Source organism: Citrobacter sp. S46_ASV_140, assembly GCF_018919545.1.
In the GTDB taxonomy this organism is placed as follows: domain Bacteria; phylum Pseudomonadota; class Gammaproteobacteria; order Enterobacterales; family Enterobacteriaceae; genus Citrobacter; species Citrobacter braakii.
This window is the reverse complement of record NZ_JAHLRC010000017.1, coordinates 1-20,475: the sequence shown is the minus strand read 5'-3', so window position 1 is coordinate 20,475 and position 20,475 is coordinate 1. Positions and strand designations below refer to the sequence as shown.

The 20,475-nt window shown below is 52.1% G+C and carries 15 protein-coding genes; 8 read left to right on the top strand and 7 right to left on the bottom strand.

All coding sequences use genetic code 11. The annotated features are described in order from the left end of the window. Positions 1 to 40: 40 nt before the first annotated feature. From KQJ19_RS07275 to KQJ19_RS07245, 7 genes are all read left to right on the top strand, one after another. Positions 41 to 2,620, top strand: coding sequence for a fimbria/pilus outer membrane usher protein (locus tag KQJ19_RS07275; RefSeq protein WP_216403494.1), 2,580 nt, complete (start codon positions 41 to 43; stop codon positions 2,618 to 2,620). 67 nt (positions 2,621 to 2,687) lie between these two features. After that, a complete protein-coding gene (locus tag KQJ19_RS07270; RefSeq protein WP_103766731.1) occupies positions 2,688 to 3,656 on the top strand; it encodes a fimbrial protein in 969 nt (322 codons plus the stop codon). 39 nt (positions 3,657 to 3,695) lie between these two features. Continuing rightward, a complete protein-coding gene (locus tag KQJ19_RS07265) occupies positions 3,696 to 4,232 on the top strand; it encodes a fimbrial protein (protein ID WP_216403493.1) in 537 nt (178 codons plus the stop codon). 31 nt (positions 4,233 to 4,263) lie between these two features. Further along, on the top strand, positions 4,264 to 4,764 hold the full coding sequence (locus KQJ19_RS07260) for a fimbrial protein (protein ID WP_200051893.1): 501 nt from the start codon (positions 4,264 to 4,266) through the stop codon (positions 4,762 to 4,764). An 80-nt stretch (positions 4,765 to 4,844) separates the two neighbouring features. Further along, positions 4,845 to 5,870, top strand: coding sequence for a fimbrial protein (locus KQJ19_RS07255; protein WP_200108214.1), 1,026 nt, complete (start codon positions 4,845 to 4,847; stop codon positions 5,868 to 5,870). Positions 5,871 to 5,909: 39 nt separating this feature from the next. Next, entirely contained in the window at positions 5,910 to 6,425 is a 516-nt protein-coding gene (locus KQJ19_RS07250) for a fimbrial protein (RefSeq protein WP_200108213.1), read from the top strand. Positions 6,426 to 6,674: 249 nt separating this feature from the next. Continuing rightward, on the top strand, positions 6,675 to 7,310 hold the full coding sequence (locus KQJ19_RS07245) for a LuxR family transcriptional regulator (protein ID WP_216403492.1): 636 nt from the start codon (positions 6,675 to 6,677) through the stop codon (positions 7,308 to 7,310). Between the two features lie 47 nt (positions 7,311 to 7,357). Here the strand turns inward: KQJ19_RS07245 and eno are convergent, their stop codons facing one another. From eno to rlmD, 5 genes are all read right to left on the bottom strand, one after another. Continuing rightward, on the bottom strand, positions 7,358 to 8,656 hold the full coding sequence (gene eno, locus KQJ19_RS07240) for a phosphopyruvate hydratase (RefSeq protein WP_003034129.1): 1,299 nt from the start codon (positions 8,654 to 8,656) through the stop codon (positions 7,358 to 7,360). Between the two features lie 87 nt (positions 8,657 to 8,743). Continuing rightward, positions 8,744 to 10,381, bottom strand: coding sequence for a CTP synthase (glutamine hydrolyzing) (gene pyrG, locus KQJ19_RS07235; protein ID WP_016154233.1), 1,638 nt, complete (start codon positions 10,379 to 10,381; stop codon positions 8,744 to 8,746). Positions 10,382 to 10,605: 224 nt separating this feature from the next. Next, a complete protein-coding gene (gene mazG, locus KQJ19_RS07230) occupies positions 10,606 to 11,397 on the bottom strand; it encodes a nucleoside triphosphate pyrophosphohydrolase (RefSeq protein ID WP_049040397.1) in 792 nt (263 codons plus the stop codon). Positions 11,398 to 11,527: 130 nt separating this feature from the next. Continuing rightward, positions 11,528 to 13,762 carry a GTP diphosphokinase gene (gene relA, locus KQJ19_RS07225; protein WP_016154235.1) on the bottom strand — a complete coding sequence of 745 codons (2,235 nt, stop codon included), beginning with the start codon at positions 13,760 to 13,762 and terminating at the stop codon, positions 11,528 to 11,530. 107 nt (positions 13,763 to 13,869) lie between these two features. After that, positions 13,870 to 15,168, bottom strand: a complete 1,299-nt coding sequence (gene rlmD, locus KQJ19_RS07220) for a 23S rRNA (uracil(1939)-C(5))-methyltransferase RlmD (RefSeq protein ID WP_141875590.1) — start codon at positions 15,166 to 15,168, stop codon at positions 13,870 to 13,872. A 57-nt stretch (positions 15,169 to 15,225) separates the two neighbouring features. On the opposite strand from rlmD, the gene barA reads away from it, so the two are divergent. Then, complete coding sequence (barA, locus tag KQJ19_RS07215; RefSeq protein WP_216403491.1) at positions 15,226 to 17,973, top strand: two-component sensor histidine kinase BarA; 2,748 nt, start codon at positions 15,226 to 15,228, stop codon at positions 17,971 to 17,973. 59 nt (positions 17,974 to 18,032) lie between these two features. Here the strand turns inward: barA and KQJ19_RS07210 are convergent, their stop codons facing one another. Together KQJ19_RS07210 and KQJ19_RS07205 are read right to left on the bottom strand one after the other, a co-directional pair. Beyond that, on the bottom strand, positions 18,033 to 19,175 hold the full coding sequence (locus KQJ19_RS07210) for a glycerate kinase (RefSeq protein WP_016154238.1): 1,143 nt from the start codon (positions 19,173 to 19,175) through the stop codon (positions 18,033 to 18,035). Positions 19,176 to 19,256: 81 nt separating this feature from the next. Next, positions 19,257 to 20,475 (bottom strand): glucarate dehydratase (locus KQJ19_RS07205; protein WP_216403490.1); only part of this gene is annotated, 1,219 nt, incomplete at its 5' end.

Genomic DNA, 20,475 nt, shown 5'->3' with positions numbered 1-20,475 from the left:
CCGGCGTTAATTATTTACCCTTCAGGGAAGGACTACACAGATGGGGAGCCCAAAAAACCTGCGCGAATATCCACAAACCAATAATATCCGCAGGCTGATTTATCTTTTTTCGACACCCTTTTTACTATTAAATTTAACGACTTTTGCCTCACACGCCAGGGAATATTTTAATCCGCTGATGCTGGAAATTGACAACCCGCATCAGGAAAAGACCGATCTTAGCGTATTTGAAGAGGAAAACGGCCAGGCGCCGGGCGTTTACCGGGTCGATATCTCTGTTAACAACCAGTTTCAGGAAACCCGGGAAGTGGAGTTCAGCATGCAGCCCGGCCCGGACGGGAAAGCGCTTCTGTCGCCATGCCTGAGCGTGAGCCAGCTTAACGCGATGGGAGTCAAAACCGACCTGTTCCCGGATCTGGGCGATGCCGCCGCGCCGTGCGCCAGGCTGGACGCGATCCCCCATGCTCGCGCAGAGTTTCGCTTTAGCGCGCAGCAACTGCTGTTGAGCATTCCGCAGGCCGCCATTGTGATGAATCCACGCGATTACGTTCCTGAAACGCAGTGGGATGATGGGATCACCGCCCTGCTGCTTAATTACAGCGTGAACGGCGCCAGTACCCGGGCACGGGATCGTAGCGGCACGGACAGTACGACCCAGTACGCCAACCTGCGTCCCGGCATGAATATCGGTCCCTGGCGGCTGCGTAATTACACGACTTTTCAGCGGGAGAATAACGGTCGCGACAGCTGGGACACCGTCTATACCTATTTGTCCCGTGATATTCGTGTCCTGAAGAGCCAGCTGGTGCTGGGAGACAGCGCCTCCCCGTCCGATATTTTCGACAGCGTTCCTTTTCGCGGCGCGCAGTTGGCGTCCGACGAGGAGATGATCCCCGACAGCATGAAGGGCTATGCACCGGCGATCAAAGGCATCGCGCGAACCAATGCGCAGGTGATTATCCGCCAGAACGGGTATGTTATTTATCAGAGCTATGTGGCACCAGGCGCATTTGAAATCAACGACATGTACGCCACCGGCGGCAGCGGGGATCTCTATGTGACGATTAAAGAAGATAACGGCAGCGAGCAGAATCTCGTCGTACCGTTTGCCTCACTGCCGGTGCTCCAGCGTGAACAGCGGCTGAAATATTCACTGACCAGCGGCCAGTATCGTTCGTATGACCGCAGCGTGGAAAAGACGCCGTTTAGCCAGGCGACGCTGATCTACGGCCTGCCCCGGGGTTTTACCCTCTATGGCGGCGGCCAGTTCGCGGACCACTATCAGTCGCTGGCGCTGGGCGTCGGTAAAAATCTGGGGGAAATTGGCGCGCTTTCGCTGGACGTCACCCAGGGCTGGTCGAAGATACAGAGCCAGCCGAAGGAGAAAGGCCAGTCATGGCGGATCCGCTACAGCAAAAATATTGTCGAAACCGGGACTAACTTCGCCATTGCCGGTTATCGCTACTCGACCGATGGCTATTACACGCTGGCAGAAGTCATGGATACCTGGCGCGGCGGGAACACCCCGACGTTTTTCGAGCGCAGGCGTAACCGTACTGAACTGTCGCTGAGCCAGAATTTGTGGGAAAGAGCGGGTTCGCTGTCGCTGAGCCTGATAAACGAAGACTACTGGAACAGCGGCCGGACCCTGCGGTCGATGAGCGCCGGTTACAACAATAGCTGGAACGGCATCAGCTACGGGCTTAATTACAGCTATAACATTAACTCGACGTCGCGCAGCGGGGGCTCCGGCAAAGAAAAGGTCTATGAGCGCGACCAGGTGTTCTCACTGAACGTCAGCATTCCACTGAGCCACTGGTTGAGTAATACCCACGCGTCGTGGAACGTCAGCAGCAGCCAGAAAGGGAGCACCAATCACACCGTGGGTCTCAATGGTACGACGCTTGAGGGCAATAACCTGAGCTGGAGCATCCAGCAGGGTTACGGCAGCCAGGGGACGGGCAACGGCGGCAATCTGAACGCCGACTATCGCGGAACCTATGCTGAAGTCACTGCAGGATATGCTTACGACAAAAACAGCCAGCGGCTGAACTACGGGCTACAGGGCGGGATAGTCGCGCACGCCAGCGGCGTCACCTTCGGCCAACCGCTGGGTGAAACCATGGCACTGGTTCAGGCACCGGGAGCCTCCGGGGTTGGCGTGAGCAATCAGAGCGGGGTGAAAACCGACTGGCGCGGCTATGCCATCGTGCCTTATACCTCGCCCTACCGTAAAAACCAGGTGCAGCTGAATACGCTGACGCTGCCCGATAACGTGGAGCTGACGCAGACCACCCGCAACGTGGTGCCGACGCGGGGAGCCGTGGTGCAGGCCAGCTTTAACGCCAGCGTGGGCCAGCGCGTGATGATGACGCTATTGCGACAGGGTGGAATGCCGGTGCCATTTGGCGCGACGGTCAGCGATACCGCGCAGAAAAGCGCCCAGGCATTTATCGTTGGCGATGGCGGACAGGTGTATCTGACCGGTCTGGCCGACAGCGGCGAACTAAGAGTGAAATGGGGGAACGGTGCAGAGCAGCAGTGTCAGGTGAATTATTCCCTGGATAAAGCGCCGCCAGAAAATAGCGATATTCTGATCATTAGCGAGCGATGTCATTAAGTAAATAACTTAGCCGTTCAAAAAATTAATTTTTTATCTGATACCTGTTGCGTATTGAGGTATACCAATGAGCAAAATGAAATTTCAGAAAATTATCTGGAGCGCTGCTTTTCTGATATGCAGCTCATTTCCTGCGCTTGCCACCTGCAGTATCGAACAACAAAAGGGGGTTATGGCCTGGGATAATATAGATATTGGTACAATCTATGCGCAACGTGATATTCCTGTGGGTCAGAAGATCGGTACGATAAAATTATTTCCGCCCTTTACTGGCTCATGGCTCGGTTGTCAGGGGGGAGAATTAATTTCAGTATCCATGTTTCGCGATGCAATTAGCGGTTTTCCCCATATCTATAATACGGGCATCCCCGGCGTCGGGATAAAGGTTTATTATACGGCGTTCACGCAAGATACATTTGATAACCCACCCAGGACAGGAACAATGGGACAGGGTGCAATCCCTGTCGATGGCTCCGGGCTGGGTCAGGGCGTAACGGTGGAGCTATATAAGACCGGACCGATAACATCAAAAAATATTGATAGCGGACTGTATTTTCAAAAAACCTATGACAACCTTGAGGTTGTCAGGGGAAGTATCGTCGCAGGTCAGGTTATTCAGTTAGCCTGTTCGCTAAACAGTTCAACGATTACCGTACCGTTGCCTGATGCTTTAGGCAGTGCGTTTACAGGAAGAGGTACAACTAAAGGCGATACTGCCTTTACCATCAATCTTAACTGTGATGCGGGCACCCGGATTAACGCATCGTTAAGTGGGACGCAAAGTGCAGAGACCTCCAATAACAGTATCCTGGCGTTATCAGGGGCCGGAACGTCAGGGGTTGCGAGAGGAATCGGGATCCAATTGCTGTATGACAATACGCCCCTGAAGCTGAATAACAACATCGTGCTGAAAACCTCAGCAGGCGGTCAGGAATTCCCTCCGGGAGCCTTTACCGCACGCTATTTTCAGACGAAAGACAACGTGACCGCGGGCAGCGCTAACGCCACAGCGACGCTCAATATTACTTATCAGTAGACGGCTCCGCCATCAGAGTTATACAAGGAGAGGAATAAAATGAATATTCATAAAAGATTCATTCATCTGGCGCTGGCGGGGCTGTATTTAGCGGCAACAATCAATATTGCCGGGGCCAATCCGGTCAATATTAATATTACCGGCAAAGTCGTCTCCTCACCTTGTACCGTTGACACCACCAAATCACAGCTCAATGTTAATTTGGGTGATGATATTCAGGCCACCGCCCTGGCACAGCCTGGTAACGTCACAACATTCAAAATCTTTTATTTAATCTTAAAAGATTGTCCTTTCGGCACAACATCGGTAACGGCGGCCTTTTCCGGAACGCCAGCAGCGAACAGCCCCGGGGAGTATGCCAATACCGGGACGGCAACCAATGTTAACGTACAGCTTAAAGAGAGTCTGGGTTCCGGTAACGGTAAGTTTTTAGGTCCGGGAACCACATTAAAGCGTAATGTTGCAACCGACCGCACAGTCTCCTTCCCGATAGGCGCGCGTGCCATTGCCGCAGCGGCAGACGTTATGCCCGGCACGATAGTGACTGTTTCACAAGTCACCTTCACCTATCAGTAAACCTGACTTCTCTGCTCAACGGGTGTTTATCATGCAGCAACAAATGAAATATGTTCTCCCGGCGCTTTGTCTGGCGTGCCCTGCATATGCTGCGGAGATCAATATCGGTGGTCATGTTGTGGCTTCTCCCTGCGTAGTCGATATCGCCTCGCAAAACCAGAGCGTTAATTTCGGCCAGCTCCGCTTAAATGAAATGCGCGCCGACGGAAATGCTTCCGCGTGGAAATCGTTTGAGGTAAGGCTTTTCAAATGCCCGGCAGGAACGACATCGGTGGACGTGACGTTCAACGGACAACCGGCAGCAGAAGATCCCACGTTGTATGCCAATACGGGGACCGCCGCCAACGCCGCCGTGCAAATGGCCCGGGACACGAACAAGGCGCAGGTGCAGGGCAACGGCAGCAGCATGAACGTCCCCGTTGACGCTCAGCGCAAGGCGACCTTTTTACTGGCTGGTCGGGTGATTGTCTCTGACACTACCCTACCGGGTACGTTTAATTCCCTGGTACAAATGAATTTTACTTACCGATAAACAAAACCACCCTGCTTAGAGCCAGGCTCTGAATGGGTTGCTGAGAATAGTCACCTGAAATAGCAGTGAGGGTATGCGTTATGTTACAGATACAGAAGAATCATATATTCGTCCTGGTACTTGGGTTAACCGGTGCGTTTACTGCCCCTGTTGAAGCGGCCAGCTGTAATAATTCCGGTGGGTATTACACGTTCTCAGGAACGTTAAATTATCAACGTGACGACGCCACCATGAATGTCTTCAGTGATAAATTTGGATCTATTGGCAGCGAAGTATGGGGGTTGGGTTGCTTTGGGGATCCTGACGCCGACAGAGATGTGTACTTGCGTTTACAGGTTAATTCAGCCCCTGTTGCAGGTTATACCGATGTCTATCCCACGAATATCGACGGAATTGGCGTTCGTTATAATTTTGCCCTGAATACAGGCTCATTGTCTTTTTGCCCAGTACAGTTTGACGATCATATTTCAAACTCAACCCGGACTTACACCTGCCATATACTTAACAAGGACACGCAGGGTTTATCCATGGGAGCATCACTGCAATTTGTGAAAACAAAGCCCAATGTCGCCTCAGGAGCAATAACGACAATACCGTCTGTAACCTCAAGCTATTCGTTAAATAATCAAAGCGGGCAGTGGGATTTAAATCCCATCTGGTCAGGTGCGGGGTCAGTGGTGGTAACGGTCCAGGCCTGTGCAATAAATAACTCGAGTATCGCTGTTCCCCTGGATCCGGTATTAGCGGATAGTTTTACCGGAGCAGGAACCACCAAAGGCGATCGGACCTTCACAATAGACCTGAACTGTGATGCGGGCGCCCGCATTAACGCATCGTTAAGTGGGACGCAAAGTGCAGAGACCGCCAATGACAGTATCCTGGCGTTATCGGGAGCAGGAATGTCAGGAGTTGCGAGCGGAATCGGGATCCAACTGCTGTATGGCAATACGCCCCTGAAGCTGGATAACAACATCGTGCTGAAAACCTCAGCAGGCGGGCAGGAATTTCCTCCGGGAGCCTTTACCGCACGCTATTTTCAGACGAAAAACAACGTGACCGCAGGCAGCGCTAACGCCACTGCGACGCTCAATATTACTTATCAGTAGGCAACTTCGCCATCAGAGTTATACAAGGAGAGAATTAAAATGAATATTCATAAAAAGTACATTCATCTGGCGCTGGCAGGACTGTATCTGGGGACGACAATCAGTATTGCCGGGGCCGAACCCACCAATATTAATATTACCGGGAAAGTTATTGCGTCCCCGTGTGTCGTAGCCAGTGGCAGCAATATCAATGTTAATTTAGGAGACATCCCGGCTGCAGATATTGCAGTGGCAGGTACAACATCTACCCCGGTTAATTTTACCATTAACCTTGCCAGTTGCCCGGTGGGAACCACCAGCGTAGTCGTGACGTTTACCGGAACGGAAGATCCCGACTTTCCGGTACGCTATAAAAATAGCGGAACGGCGAACGTTGCAATAGAACTGATCCAGGTCAGCACCGGTTACCTGAAAGGAAATAATACAAATATTACTCAATCGGTACTCGCCGATCGTACCGTTACATACAATTTACGTGCCCAGGCCTATTCCAAAGGCAATGTGATGCCGGGGACGATCTCTGGTATCGTTCAGGCCAACTTTACTTACAATTAAGTTACTATTTTGCAATTCACAATGACTTATCAGTAAACCGAACTATTTCTGTGTAAAGGATATTTATCATGGCGCAACAAATGAATTATTCTATCCTGGCACTTTGTCCCCTGTGTCCAGCGACCTTTTTACTGGCTGGTATCTGCCCCCTTCCCAATACGTTTAACTCTTTGGTACAAATTAATTTTAATTAATAAAAAATACCCTTATTATTAATAAATGCCTCTGCTGGCTTCTGGTATATTAAATATGAAAATACTTATACAGGACCCTTACGAATTTTATTGCGATGGATTGAAACATTTTTTTATAGAGATATTCTTTGGAATAACCGCCAATAACATTATTTTTTTAACATCTTACTCCCAACAAAACTTTGATAAGGCAGATATCGTCGTTATTTCTCTGGCTCCAGGAGAGCATCTCATGTGTTTTCCTGAACTGCAAAACAGGACAACAGGCATTATTATTGGCTTAACCGATGAGGTGATTGACTCCCCTTCCGATCTGCCCTTTTGCATTGCCCGGATCATTTTTATTCACCGAAAGGACTCACTGTCGACAGTCAAAGAGAAAGTATTAACCGCCTGGCGGGAATCAAGAAAAAAGCAAATACAGCCGGGGAAAACATTATGTCTTCATTGTCCACATAAAGTCCTGACCAGGCAGCAAAGGCGTATTATGTCCTTTATCTATCAGGGGATAACGACATCTGAGATTGCCCACAACATGTCAATCTCAGAGAAAACGCTCTATGTGCATAAATACATCATCCGCAAAAAGTTTAATCTGCGAACTAATCATGCGCTATTTTGCTTCCTTCAGAAACTTGCCGATAAAAACAGCCAGCAGATTTATCTGCTTCAAGTTCCGCTGAACGCATAAAAAAACCCGCCGCAGCGGGTTTTTACGTTAAGAGTTAAAGAACAGGATTACGCCTGACCTTTGATCTCTTTACGACCGTTGTACGGCGCTTGTTCACCCAGAGCTTCTTCGATACGAATCAGCTGGTTGTACTTAGCAACGCGGTCAGAACGGCTCATAGAACCGGTTTTGATCTGGCCTGCAGCGGTACCCACAGCCAGGTCAGCGATGGTAGCGTCTTCAGTTTCGCCAGAACGGTGAGAGATGACAGCGGTGTAGCCAGCGTCTTTCGCCATTTTGATCGCAGCCAGAGTTTCGGTCAGAGAACCGATCTGGTTGAATTTGATCAGGATGGAGTTAACGATGCCTTTTTCGATGCCTTCTTTCAGGATCTTGGTGTTGGTTACGAACAGATCGTCACCAACCAGCTGGATTTTGTCGCCCAGAACTTTAGTCTGGTATGCGAAACCGTCCCAGTCAGACTCGTCCAGACCATCTTCGATGGACACGATCGGGTACTGTTTGGTCAGTTCTTCCAGGAAGTGAGTGAATTCTTCGGAGGTGAATGCTTTGTTGCCTTCGCCAGCCAGAACGTATTTACCGTCTTTGTAGAATTCAGAAGCTGCACAGTCCATCGCCAGGGTGATGTCTTTGCCCAGCTCGTAGCCAGCTGCTTTAACCGCTTCAGCGATTACAGCCAGAGCTTCAGCGTTGGAACCCAGGTTCGGCGCGTAGCCGCCTTCGTCACCCACTGCAGTGTTCATACCTTTAGCTTTCAGAACTTTAGCCAGGTTGTGGAACACTTCAGAACCCATACGTACGGCTTCTTTCAGGGTTTTAGCGCCAACCGGCTGAATCATGAACTCCTGGATGTCAACGTTGTTGTCAGCGTGCTCACCACCGTTGATGATGTTCATCATCGGAACCGGCATGGAGTATTTGCCCGGAGTACCGTTCAGTTCAGCGATGTGTGCATACAGCGGCAGGCCTTTAGCAGCAGCTGCTGCTTTGGCGTTCGCCAGGGACACAGCCAGGATGGCGTTTGCACCGAAGTTGGATTTGTTTTCAGTACCGTCCAGATCGATCATGATCTTGTCGATGCCAGCCTGATCTTTAGCATCTTTACCCAGCAGAGCCTGAGCAATTGGGCCGTTAACAGCTGCAACAGCTTTCAGTACGCCTTTACCCATGAAACGGGATTTGTCGCCGTCGCGCAGTTCCAGTGCTTCGCGGGAACCAGTAGAAGCACCTGACGGAGCTGCTGCCATACCAACGAAACCACCTTCCAGGTGTACTTCGGCTTCAACAGTCGGGTTACCACGGGAGTCGATGATTTCACGACCGATGATTTTAACGATTTTGGACATTAGATTTTCCTCAGTACAAGTTAAACTAAAACTCCAGACAAACAATGCACCCGGATGGGTGCATTGCCGTTCTAACTTTTTTACTTCTTACTTCGCCTGACGCTTCTGATGTTCACTGGCGGCTTTCACAAAGCCGGCAAACAGCGGGTGCCCATCACGTGGCGTGGAAGTAAATTCCGGGTGGAACTGACAGGCCACGAACCACGGATGATTCGGTACCTCAATGATCTCGACCAACTGATCATCACCGGAACGGCCTGCAATACGCAGACCCGCAGCTTCAATCTGTTTCAACAGCATATTGTTGACTTCGTAACGGTGGCGATGGCGTTCAACAATTGTCGGCGCGCCGTACAGCTGACGAACCAGGCTATCGTCGCTCAACTGACACTGCTGGGCGCCAAGGCGCATTGTGCCGCCCAGATCGCTCTTCTCGGTACGGACTTCAACGTTGCCGTCTTCATCGCGCCATTCGGTAATCAGGGCCACCACCGGGTACTTACAGTCTGGCACAAATTCCGTGGAGTTGGCGTTATCCATACCCACTACGTTACGTGCAAACTCAATCAACGCAACCTGCATACCCAGGCAAATACCCAGATAAGGAACATTGTTTTCACGCGCAAAGCGCGCTGTCGCGATCTTACCTTCAACACCACGGTAGCCGAAGCCGCCAGGGATCAGGATTGCATCAAGACCTTTCAGGATCTCAACGCCGCGCGTTTCGACATCTTGCGAATCGATCAGCTTAATGTTGACGGTGACACGATTCTTCAGACCACCGTGCTTCAATGCTTCGATAACTGACTTATAGGCATCCGGCAGTTCAATATACTTGCCGACCATACCGATAGTCACTTCGCCTGCCGGATTCGCTTCTTCGTAGATAACCTGTTCCCATTCTGACAGATTAGCTTCCGGACAGTTCAAGCTGAATCGTTTACAAATATAATCGTCAAGGCCCTGGGATTTCAACAGGCCTGGAATTTTATAGATGGAATCGACATCTTTCATTGAAATAACGGCTTTTTCTGGCACGTTACAGAACAATGCAATTTTTGCACGTTCGTTGGCCGGAACCGCGCGATCGGAACGACAGATCAGAATGTCAGGCTGGATACCGATAGACAGCAACTCTTTTACCGAGTGCTGAGTCGGTTTAGTTTTGACTTCACCGGCAGCGGCCAGGTAAGGAACCAGAGTCAGGTGCATGAACAGCGCGTGTTCACGACCGATATCTACCGCTAATTGGCGAATCGCTTCCAGGAATGGCAGGGATTCGATATCACCGACCGTACCGCCGATTTCAACCAGAACGACGTCATGACCTTCGCCACCGGCAAGGACACGCTCTTTAATCGCGTTGGTGATGTGCGGGATAACCTGTACGGTTGCACCCAGATAGTCGCCACGGCGCTCTTTGCGCAGGACATCGGAGTAAATTCGACCGGTAGTGAAGTTATTGCGGCGAGTCATTTTGGTACGAATGAAACGCTCATAGTGACCCAGGTCCAGGTCGGTTTCAGCGCCGTCTTCAGTAACGAACACTTCCCCGTGTTGGATTGGACTCATAGTACCTGGATCGACGTTGATATACGGATCCAGTTTCATCATGGTCACGTTGAGGCCACGAGCCTCAAGAATGGCTGCCAGGGAGGCTGCGGCAATGCCTTTACCCAGAGAGGATACGACCCCGCCGGTCACAAAAATATAGTTCGTTGTCATGCTGGACCTGAGAAGTTAGGGTGAAACGATGGAATTACCAAGACGGGAAAGTAGTATACCCGAACATGACGAGCGCCACAAACTTTCATTATTCCTCCTCTTCACCAGGCTCACATAAACATCGGGAGTGAGAAAATAGCCCCTTTGGGGTAAATGTTTTTGACGTAAATCAAGCGCTTGTTATTTAAAAAATCACACAAATCGCCCTTGACCGACGAAATCCCTTAGAGATCAATTTCCTGCCGTTTTACCTGTTGCCAGACTTCTTCCATAGTTTCCAGATCAACACCAGTCATTTCCAGACCCCGAGCCGCTACAATTCGCTCAACCTCACGAAAACGGCGCTCAAATTTCTCGTTCGCTTTTTGCAATGCGATCTCAGCTTTAGTGCCTAAATGCCGAGCCATATTGACCGTCGCAAACAGCAGGTCGCCCATTTCCTCCTCCAGTTTAGCCTGGTCGACAACAGCCTGCTTCGCCTCAAACATGACTTCATCAATCTCTTCGTAAACCTTGTCGACAACCGGTCCTAATGTTTTCCAGTCAAAGCCAACATTAGAGCAGCGTTTCTGGATTTTTTGGGCGCGCATTAACGCCGGTAAACTTCGGGGAATATCGTCGAGCGCGGAATGCTGCGCCTTCTGGGCGCGTTCTTCGCTTTTGATTTGCTCCCAGCGGGTCAACACCTCAGTGCTGTTACTGGCAGAAACATCAGCAAAAACATGTGGGTGGCGACGCTCAAGCTTATCGCTGATGGCGGCGCAAATATCATTGAAATCGAAACGTCCTTCTTCCTGCGCCATCTGGGCGTAAAACACCACCTGGAACAGCAAGTCACCCAGCTCTCCACGCAGGTCGTCGAAGTCTTCCCGCGCAATTGCGTCCAGCACTTCATAGGTTTCTTCGAGGGTGTAAGGGGCAATAGTGGCGAATGTCTGCTCTTTATCCCAGGGACAACCGTTTTCCGGGTCGCGCAGGCGCTGCATAATACCGAGCAGTCGGTCGATTTGGTTCATTGGAATATCCTGAAATTTCAATACGCGAAGCCCGATAAGACGACAGCCGATATCCGGCAACATGGCAATGCCTGATGGCAACGCTAACGCGCCTCACCAGGCATGCAAACTTATCTGGCCTATAAAATAATTAATTACCGTGCAGACGACGTGCGTCGATCACATCCGGCACCTGGTTCAGCTTGCCAAGCACGCGCCCGAGCACCTGCAGGTTATAGATTTCGATGGTCATATCGATGGTAGCCAGTTGCTGTTTGGTATCACTCCGGCTGGCAACCCCCAGCACGTTCACCTTCTCGTTGGCAAGAATCGTGGTGATATCACGTAATAAGCCGCTGCGATCGTTAGCCTGGACGCGAACCACCAGCGAATATCCTGCCGAGTAGCTTTCGCCCCAAACCGCATCAACAATACGTTCCGGGGCATGGGAGCGCAGCTCGGTCAACTGTTCGCAATCCGCCCGGTGCACGGAAATACCGCGGCCCTGAGTGATAAACCCGACAATTTCATCGCCTGGAATCGGCTGGCAGCAGCGCGCGATGTGGTGCATCAGGTTACCCACCCCTTCCACCACCACGCGACCGTCGTCTTTACGGCGACTCTGCGGCGCCTGCGTTTTCTGCTGAAGCTGTTTCAGCGCGGCGGCATCCTGTTCGGCTGCGCTTGGCTTATTAAACTGCGCCTGCAGGAAGTTCACCATCTGGTTGAGGCGAATGTCCCCCCCACCAATCGCCGCCAACAGCTCATCCAGCTCATTGAAGCTGTAGCGCGGCAGCAGGTGCTTTTCCGCTTCTTTCAGGCTAATGCCTAAATGCGCCAGCTCATCGTCGAGGATCTGGCGGCCAGCAAGGATGTTTTTGTCGCGGTCCTGTTTACGGAACCAGGCGTGGATCTTCGAACGCCCCCGACTGGTGGTTACGTAACCGAGGTTAGGGTTCAGCCAGTCGCGGCTTGGGTTAGGCTGTTTCTGGGTGATAATTTCAATTTGATCGCCCATCTGCAGCTGGTAGGTAAACGGTACGATGCGCCCGCCAATTTTCGCGCCAATGCAACGATGCCCCACATCACTGTGAATATGATAAGCAAAATCGAGCGGTGTGGAGCCTGCAGGTAAGTCCACAACGTCGCCTTTTGGCGTAAAGACGTACACTCGGTCATCAAAGACCTGGCTACGGACTTCATCCAGCATTTCGCCAGAGTCCGCCATCTCTTCCTGCCAGGCGATCAGCTTACGCAGCCATGCAATACGATCTTCATGACCAGAACGCGCTACGCCTGAAGCGGTGCCCTCTTTGTACTTCCAGTGTGCCGCAACGCCCAGTTCGGCATCTTCGTGCATCTGTTTCGTACGGATCTGAATTTCAATGGTTTTGCCGCCCGGTCCCAGCACAACCGTATGAATTGACTGATAGCCGTTGGGTTTCGGGTTAGCGACATAGTCATCGAACTCATCCGGCAGATGGCGATAGTGAGTATGCACTATCCCGAGCGCGGCATAGCAGTCCTGTAAACGCTCCGCCACGATACGCACCGCGCGCACGTCGAAAAGTTCATCGAAGGCCAGCTGCTTTTTCTGCATTTTGCGCCAGATGCTGTAGATGTGTTTCGGACGTCCGTACACTTCGGCTTTGACGCCTTCCGTTTTCATCTCTGAGCGCAAATGACCGACGAACTCATCAATGTAATGCTCGCGATCGATGCGACGTTCGTGCAGCAGCTTGGCAATACGTTTGTATTCAGCCGGGTGCAGGTAACGGAAGCAGTAATCTTCCAGTTCCCATTTTAATTGCCCAATGCCCAAACGGTTGGCCAGCGGCGCATAGATATTGGTGCACTCTTTTGCCGCCAGAACGCGTTCATCTTCTGGAGCGTCCTTCACTTCACGCAGATGTGCAATTCGTTCGGCCAGCTTGATGACCACACAGCGGAAATCATCCACCATAGCCAGCAGCATGCGGCGAACGTTATCGACCTGTTCGGATGAGACTGAATCGGTATGAGTGGCCTTAAGCTGGCGTATTGCCGCCATATCCCGCACGCCGTGGATAAGATGAACAATGGATTTGCCCACGCTCTCGCGCAGGATGTCTTCACTGACCACGTTGGCATCTGCCAGAGGGAACAGCATTGCTGCGCGCAGCGTGTCGATATCCATGCTCAACATGGAGAGTATTTCTACCATCTCTACGCCACGCCACAGCAGCAGATCCGCATCCGGATGTCCCTGTGTCTGCTGCTGGCAGTACGCCCAGGTTTCGGCTAAGCGTTCACACGACTGCTGGCTGGAGATCCCCAGACTCGCGATCCATTTCTTTGGATCAAACTCACCAGCTTTATTTATATGTGCACTTCTTACCGCAACCATTGTCCTCTCCTTAAGGGGCCTGGCCTGTCGAAGTCGACAAGCCATACCCATTGTCTTTCGTCTTTCACGCTGCATTACCACCCGAAATCCAATGGGTACAAAATTTATTACATACGCTCAAACAGGACCATTGATTCCAGGTGTCCAGTGTGCGGGAACATATCGAGCATCGCCAGTCGCCGTATGACATATCCCGCGTTGAGCAAAGCGTCGCTGTCACGAGCCAGCGTTGCCGGGTTACAGGATACATAAACAACGCGTATAGGTTCTAATTTTATAATATGTTGCATCACACCTGCAGCCCCCGCACGCGCAGGATCGAGCAATACTTTGTCGAATCCGTTTTTCGCCCACGGCTGCCGGGTAACATCTTCCTCAAGGTTTTCATGAAAGAATGTCACATTGTGTAATCCGTTATTCAGCGCGTTTTCCCGGCCTTTTTCCACCAGCGCCGGTACCCCTTCCACCCCCACCACGTTTGCAGCCCGGGTTGCCAGCGGCAGGGTAAAATTACCCATTCCACAGAACAGATCGAGTACGCGATCTTCAGGTTGCACATCAAGCCATTCGAGCGCACGGGCCACCATTTGTTGGTTTACCCCTTCATTGACCTGAATAAAATCACGCGGGCTGAAGGTTAACCGTAGTCCATTTGAGTCATACCAGGGCGACTCTTCTGATATTGATTCCAGTATCTCGCTTTGCGGGGCCAGAAACAAAGACAGCCCCTGAGAATGCGAAAAGCATTCCAGTTTTTCTTTGTCCTGAACACTTAATGGCGCCGTGTGGCGCAAAATCATCAGGGTTCCGCTCCCCGCCTGCACCAGCTCGACATGACCAAGATGGCGTAACCCTTGCAGACTTTCCAGACACGCCCGGATGTGGGGCAAGAGCGCTTCAAGCTGGGGCACCAAAATAGGGCATTGTTTGACATCGATAATGTCGCTGGATGCGGATTTGCGAAACCCCATCTGCAATTTTTGTTCTTTTGGCCGATAGTTCAGGCTCAACCTGGCGCGACGACGATAGCCCCACGGGGTATCAGCTATAACATCCGACACTTCACATTTCATTAAACGCGACAACGCCGCGCTTTTGCTACGCTGCTGCAACGAGATGCTGGCATGCTGCTGCTGGCAGCCGCCGCACACGCCAAAATGCGGGCAACGTGGCACTTCACGCTGCGGACTGTCGTTTAAACGTCGTTTTACTTGCGCGCGGGCGAACTGTTTTTTATCTTCGGTAATCACCACCTCGGCGCTTTCCTGAGGTAGCAATTCCGGTATAAACAACGCCTTTCCGTTATGGCGAGCAACGCCCTGGCCGAAAGGATCAAGGTCATTGACGGTAACGGTTATGATCTGACGCGTCGTCACGCGTCGTTTTGCAGAGTAGAATTGCGCCATCGACGAGATATATCTCTATTTAACAGTGTGACCCTAATTGTCCCATAACGGAACTCCATGACCAACTACAGCCTGCGCGCACGCATGATGATTCTGATCCTGGCCCCGACCGTCCTGATTGGTTTGCTGCTCAGTATCTTTTTTGTTGTGCATCGCTATAACGACTTGCAGCGTCAACTGGAAGATGCTGGCGCCAGCATCATTGAGCCACTCGCGGTCTCCAGCGAATATGGCATGAATCTGCAAAACAGAGAATCCATCGGCCAACTTATCAGCGTGCTGCATCGTCGCCATTCCGATATCGTGCGGGCAATTTCTGTCTATGACGAGAATAACCGGCTGTTTGTCACATCCAATTTTCATCTCGATCCGTCTGAAATGCAGCTGGCAACCGGTTCACCATTTCCCCGAAAGCTGAGCGTCACCCGGCTCGGGGATATTATGATCCTGCGAACGCCAATTATATCGGAAAGCTATTCGCCGGATGAATCTGCAGTCAGCGACGCCAAAAATACGGAAAATATGCTGGGGTATGTGGCGCTTGAACTGGACCTTAAGTCAGTAAGATTGCAGCAGTATAAAGAGATCTTTATCTCCAGCGTAATGATGCTGTTTTGTATCGGTATTGCGTTAATTTTTGGCTGGCGTCTGATGCGCGACGTGACTGGCCCGATTCGCAATATGGTGAATACCGTTGACCGAATACGTAGAGGCCAGCTCGACAGCCGCGTCGAAGGTTTCATGTTGGGCGAGCTGGATATGCTCAAAAATGGCATCAACTCGATGGCGATGTCACTTGCGGCCTACCATGAAGAGATGCAGCACAACATCGACCAGGCCACCTCTGACCTGCGCGAAACGTTGGAGCAGATGGAAATCCAGAACGTCGAACTGGATCTGGCGAAGAAACGCGCCCAGGAAGCGGCGCGTATTAAGTCTGAGTTTCTGGCTAACATGTCGCATGAGCTGCGTACGCCGCTGAATGGCGTGATTGGCTTCACCCGCCTGACGCTTAAAACCGAGCTCAACACGACGCAGCGCGATCACCTGAATACGATTGAACGCTCGGCCAACAATCTGTTGGCCATCATCAATGATGTGCTCGACTTCTCCAAACTTGAGGCGGGCAAACTGATTCTGGAAAGCATCCCATTCCCGCTGCGTAGCACGCTGGATGACGTCGTCACGCTGTTAGCGCACTCATCCCATGATAAAGGGCTTGAGCTGACGCTAAATATTAAGAATGACGTGCCGGACAACGTCATCGGGGACCCGCTGCGCTTACAGCAGGTAATCACTAATCTGGTTGGCAATGCCATCAAATTTACCGAAGGCGGCAATATCGACATTCTGGTCGAGAAACGCGCCCTCAGTAACACGAAAGTGCAAATTGAAGTGCAAATCCGCGATACCGGAATTGGCATCCCTGAGCGCGATCAGTCACGCCTGTTCCAGGCCTTCCGCCAGGCCGATGCCAGTATTTCCCGCCGCCACGGCGGGACAGGACTGGGCCTGGTCATTACGCAAAAGCTGGTCAATGAAATGGGCGGGGATATCTCCTTCCACAGCCAGCCGAACCGGGGCTCCACGTTCTGGTTCCATATCAGCCTCGATCTCAACCCTAACGTTCTCGTGGATCGCTCAACCACGCACTGTCTGGCTGGTAAGCGACTGGCCTACGTTGAACCTAACGCCACTGCCGCGCAATGCACGTTAGATATCTTGAGTGAAACACCGCTGGAGGTGATTTACAGCCCTTCATTCTCCGGGCTGCCGAAGGATCACTACGATATTCTGCTGCTTGGCATACCGGTCACTTTACGCGAACCGCTCACCATGCAGCATGAGCGGCTGGCAAGCGCAGCGGCGATGACCGACTTTTTGTTACTGGCTCTGCCTTGCCATGCGCAGATCAACGCTGAGAAATTAAAGCAGGGCGGCGCGGCGGCGTGCCTGTTGAAACCTCTAACCTCAACCCGCTTACTGCCAGCGTTGACAGAGTATTGTCAACTGAACCACAGCGCGGCTCCGCTACTGTTAGACGAGAGCAAAATTGCGATGACCGTCATGGCGGTGGACGACAACCCGGCGAACCTCAAGCTGATTGGCGCACTGCTGGAAGATAAAGTGCAGCACGTCGTGCTCTGCGACAGCGGACATCAGGCAGTGGATCGCGCCAAACAGATGCAGTTTGATCTCATCCTGATGGATATTCAGATGCCAGACATGGACGGTATTCGCGCCTGCGAACTGATCCACCAGCTTCCTCATCAACAACAGACGCCGGTCATTGCGGTCACCGCGCATGCCATGGCTGGGCAAAAAGAGAAGCTGCTCAGCGCCGGGATGAACGATTACCTGGCGAAGCCTATCGAAGAAGATAAGCTGCATAATCTGCTGTTACGCTACAAACCCGGCGCGAGCACATCGCTGAGGGCGCTCGCTGTTGAACCGGTCGTCAATCCGAATACCACACTCGACTGGCAACTGGCGTTAAGGCAAGCCGCCGGTAAAAACGATCTGGCGCGGGATATGCTGCAAATGCTGCTCGATTTTCTGCCCGAAGTGCGTAACAAAATTGAAGAACAGCTGGTAGGTGAAAACCCTGAAGGACTGGTGGATATGATCCATAAACTGCATGGCAGTTGCGGTTATTGCGGCGTTCCCCGCATGAAAAACCTGTGTCAGCTGATTGAGCAGCAATTACGTAGCGGGAGCAAAGAAGAAGAGCTGGAGCCTGAGTTTTTAGAGCTTCTGGATGAAATGGATAACGTTGCGCGCGAAGCGAAGAAGTTGTTAGGGTAAAGATCTGATTGCCGGATGACGACGCTCACGCGTCTTATCCGGCCTTCATGCCACATCATTCAACGTAATTGCTGACCAGCTTTCAGGGTCGCGGCCACGTTTCGCGCCGTCATTCGCACGTTCTCACTCGCGTTCTTCAGCGCCTCATCCAGCGTGCAAACGGTATAGATAACGCTAAAAACCGCATCCAGCCCATGCTCGTGTACAACACCGACATCAGCCGTCAGGCTGCCGGCAATGCCAATAACCGGTTTGTTGTAACGCTTTGCCACCTTCGCCACGCCAACCGGAACCTTACCGTGAATGGTCTGGCTGTCGATACGTCCTTCACCCGTGACCACTAAATCCGCATCCGCAACGCAGTCGTCGAGGTGTAACGCATCCGTCACGACCTCAATACCGCAGCGTAACTGCGCACCGCAAAACGCATACAGTGCCGCCCCCATACCGCCAGCCGCGCCACCACCCGCCAGTTCCAGCACGTTGACGTCCAGATCGCGGGCAATGAGTTGCGCATAATGCGTGAGCGCCCGATCAAGACGAAGAATCATCTCCGGCGTCGCCCCCTTTTGCGGACCGAAGACCGCAGAGGCCCCCTCTTCACCGGTCAACGGATTAGTCACATCGCAGGCCACTTCAATACGGCACGCGGCAAGGCGCGGGTCTAGCTGAGAAATATCAATCCGGGCGAGTGATTCAAGGCCAGTCCCGCCATGAGCAATATCGTTATTTTGCGCATCCAGTAATTTTGCTCCCAGCGCTTGCACCATCCCGGCACCGCCATCATTGGTGGCGCTGCCGCCAATGCCGATAATGATATGTTCAACGCCCGCGTCCAGCGCATGACGGATTAGCTCCCCGGTTCCCCAGGAGGTCGTTTTCAGCGGATCGCGTAAACCTGCGGGAACCTGCTCCAGTCCGCTGGCGGCCGCCATTTCGATAAACGCCGAACGCTCATCCCCGGATAAACCATAAAATGCCTGAATCGTTTTACCCAGAGGGCCGGTAACATCAACATGCACAAGGTGGCCTTGCGTTGCGGCAACCATCGCTTCGACCGTTCCCTCACCGCCATCCGCGACCGGGATCTTCACGTAATTCGCCTCAGGCCAGATCTCACGAAATCCCAGCTCAATAGCCGTTGCCACTTCAAGCGCACTCAAACTTTCCTTATAGGAATCCGGTGCGATTACTATTTTCATAAAGCATCCTTACGCATGTTGACTGTGTTAAGCATACACCAGGAGAAAAACCGCCCCTTTGTGGGAGCGGTCCCAGTTCGCTTAGCGTACCATGCACGGACGCTTATTATCAAACGTCCAGTTCGGGATCAGATACTGCATTCCCATGGCATCATCGCGCGCTCCCAGTCCATGTTGCTGATACAGCTCATGAGCTTTCATAACCTGATCCATATCCAGCTCCACGCCCAGACCCGGCTTCGCCGGTACCTGCACCATGCCACCTTTGATTTCAAACGGCTCTTTGGTCAGGCGTTGATTGCCTTCCTGCCAGATCCAGTGGGTATCGATAGCGGTAATTTTGCCCGGCGCCGCCGCCGCAACATGAGTAAACATCGCCAGCGAAATATCAAAGTGGTTGTTAGAGTGCGAGCCCCAGGTCAGCCCAAACTCATGACACATCTGCGCAACGCGGACAGAACCCTGCATAGTCCAGAAGTGCGGATCCGCCAGCGGGATATCCACGGACTGCAACGACAGCGTATGTCCCATCTGACGCCAGTCGGTGGCGATCATGTTGGTGGCGGTCGGCAAACCGGTAGCACGACGGAATTCCGCCATGACTTCACGGCCTGAGAACCCCTGCTCGGCACCGCACGGATCTTCCGCATAAGCCAGTGATCCTTTCAGGTATTTACCAATTTTAATCGCTTCATTCAGCGACCACGCGCCATTGGGATCGAGCGTGACGCGTGCCTGTGGAAAGCGTTTCGCCAGCGCCACAATAGATTCCGCTTCTTCTTCCCCGGCCAACACCCCGCCTTTCAGTTTGAAATCGTTGAAACCATATTTCTCATATGCGGCTTCCGCCAGGCGCACCACTGCATCCGGGGTCATCGCCTCTTCATGACGCAGGCGATACCAGTCGCATTTCTCATCCGGCTGGCTCTGATACGGCAGCGGCGTCGCGTTACGGTTACCGACGAAGAACAGATAACCCAGCATTTCAACTTCGCTACGCTGCTGGCCGTCGCCCAGCAGAGATGCGACGTTAACGCCCAGATGCTGACCCAGCAGATCCAACATGGCCGCTTCGATCCCGGTAACCACATGAATAGTGGTACGTAAATCGAAGGTCTGCAAACCGCGGCCACCGGCATCACGATCGGCAAAGGTATTGCGGACCGCATTCAGTACGTTTTTGTATTCACCTAACGTTTTGCCCACCACCAGCGGAATGGCATCTTCCAGGGTCTGACGAATTTTTTCGCCGCCGGGAATCTCACCCACGCCGGTATGACCGGAGTTATCTTTGATAATC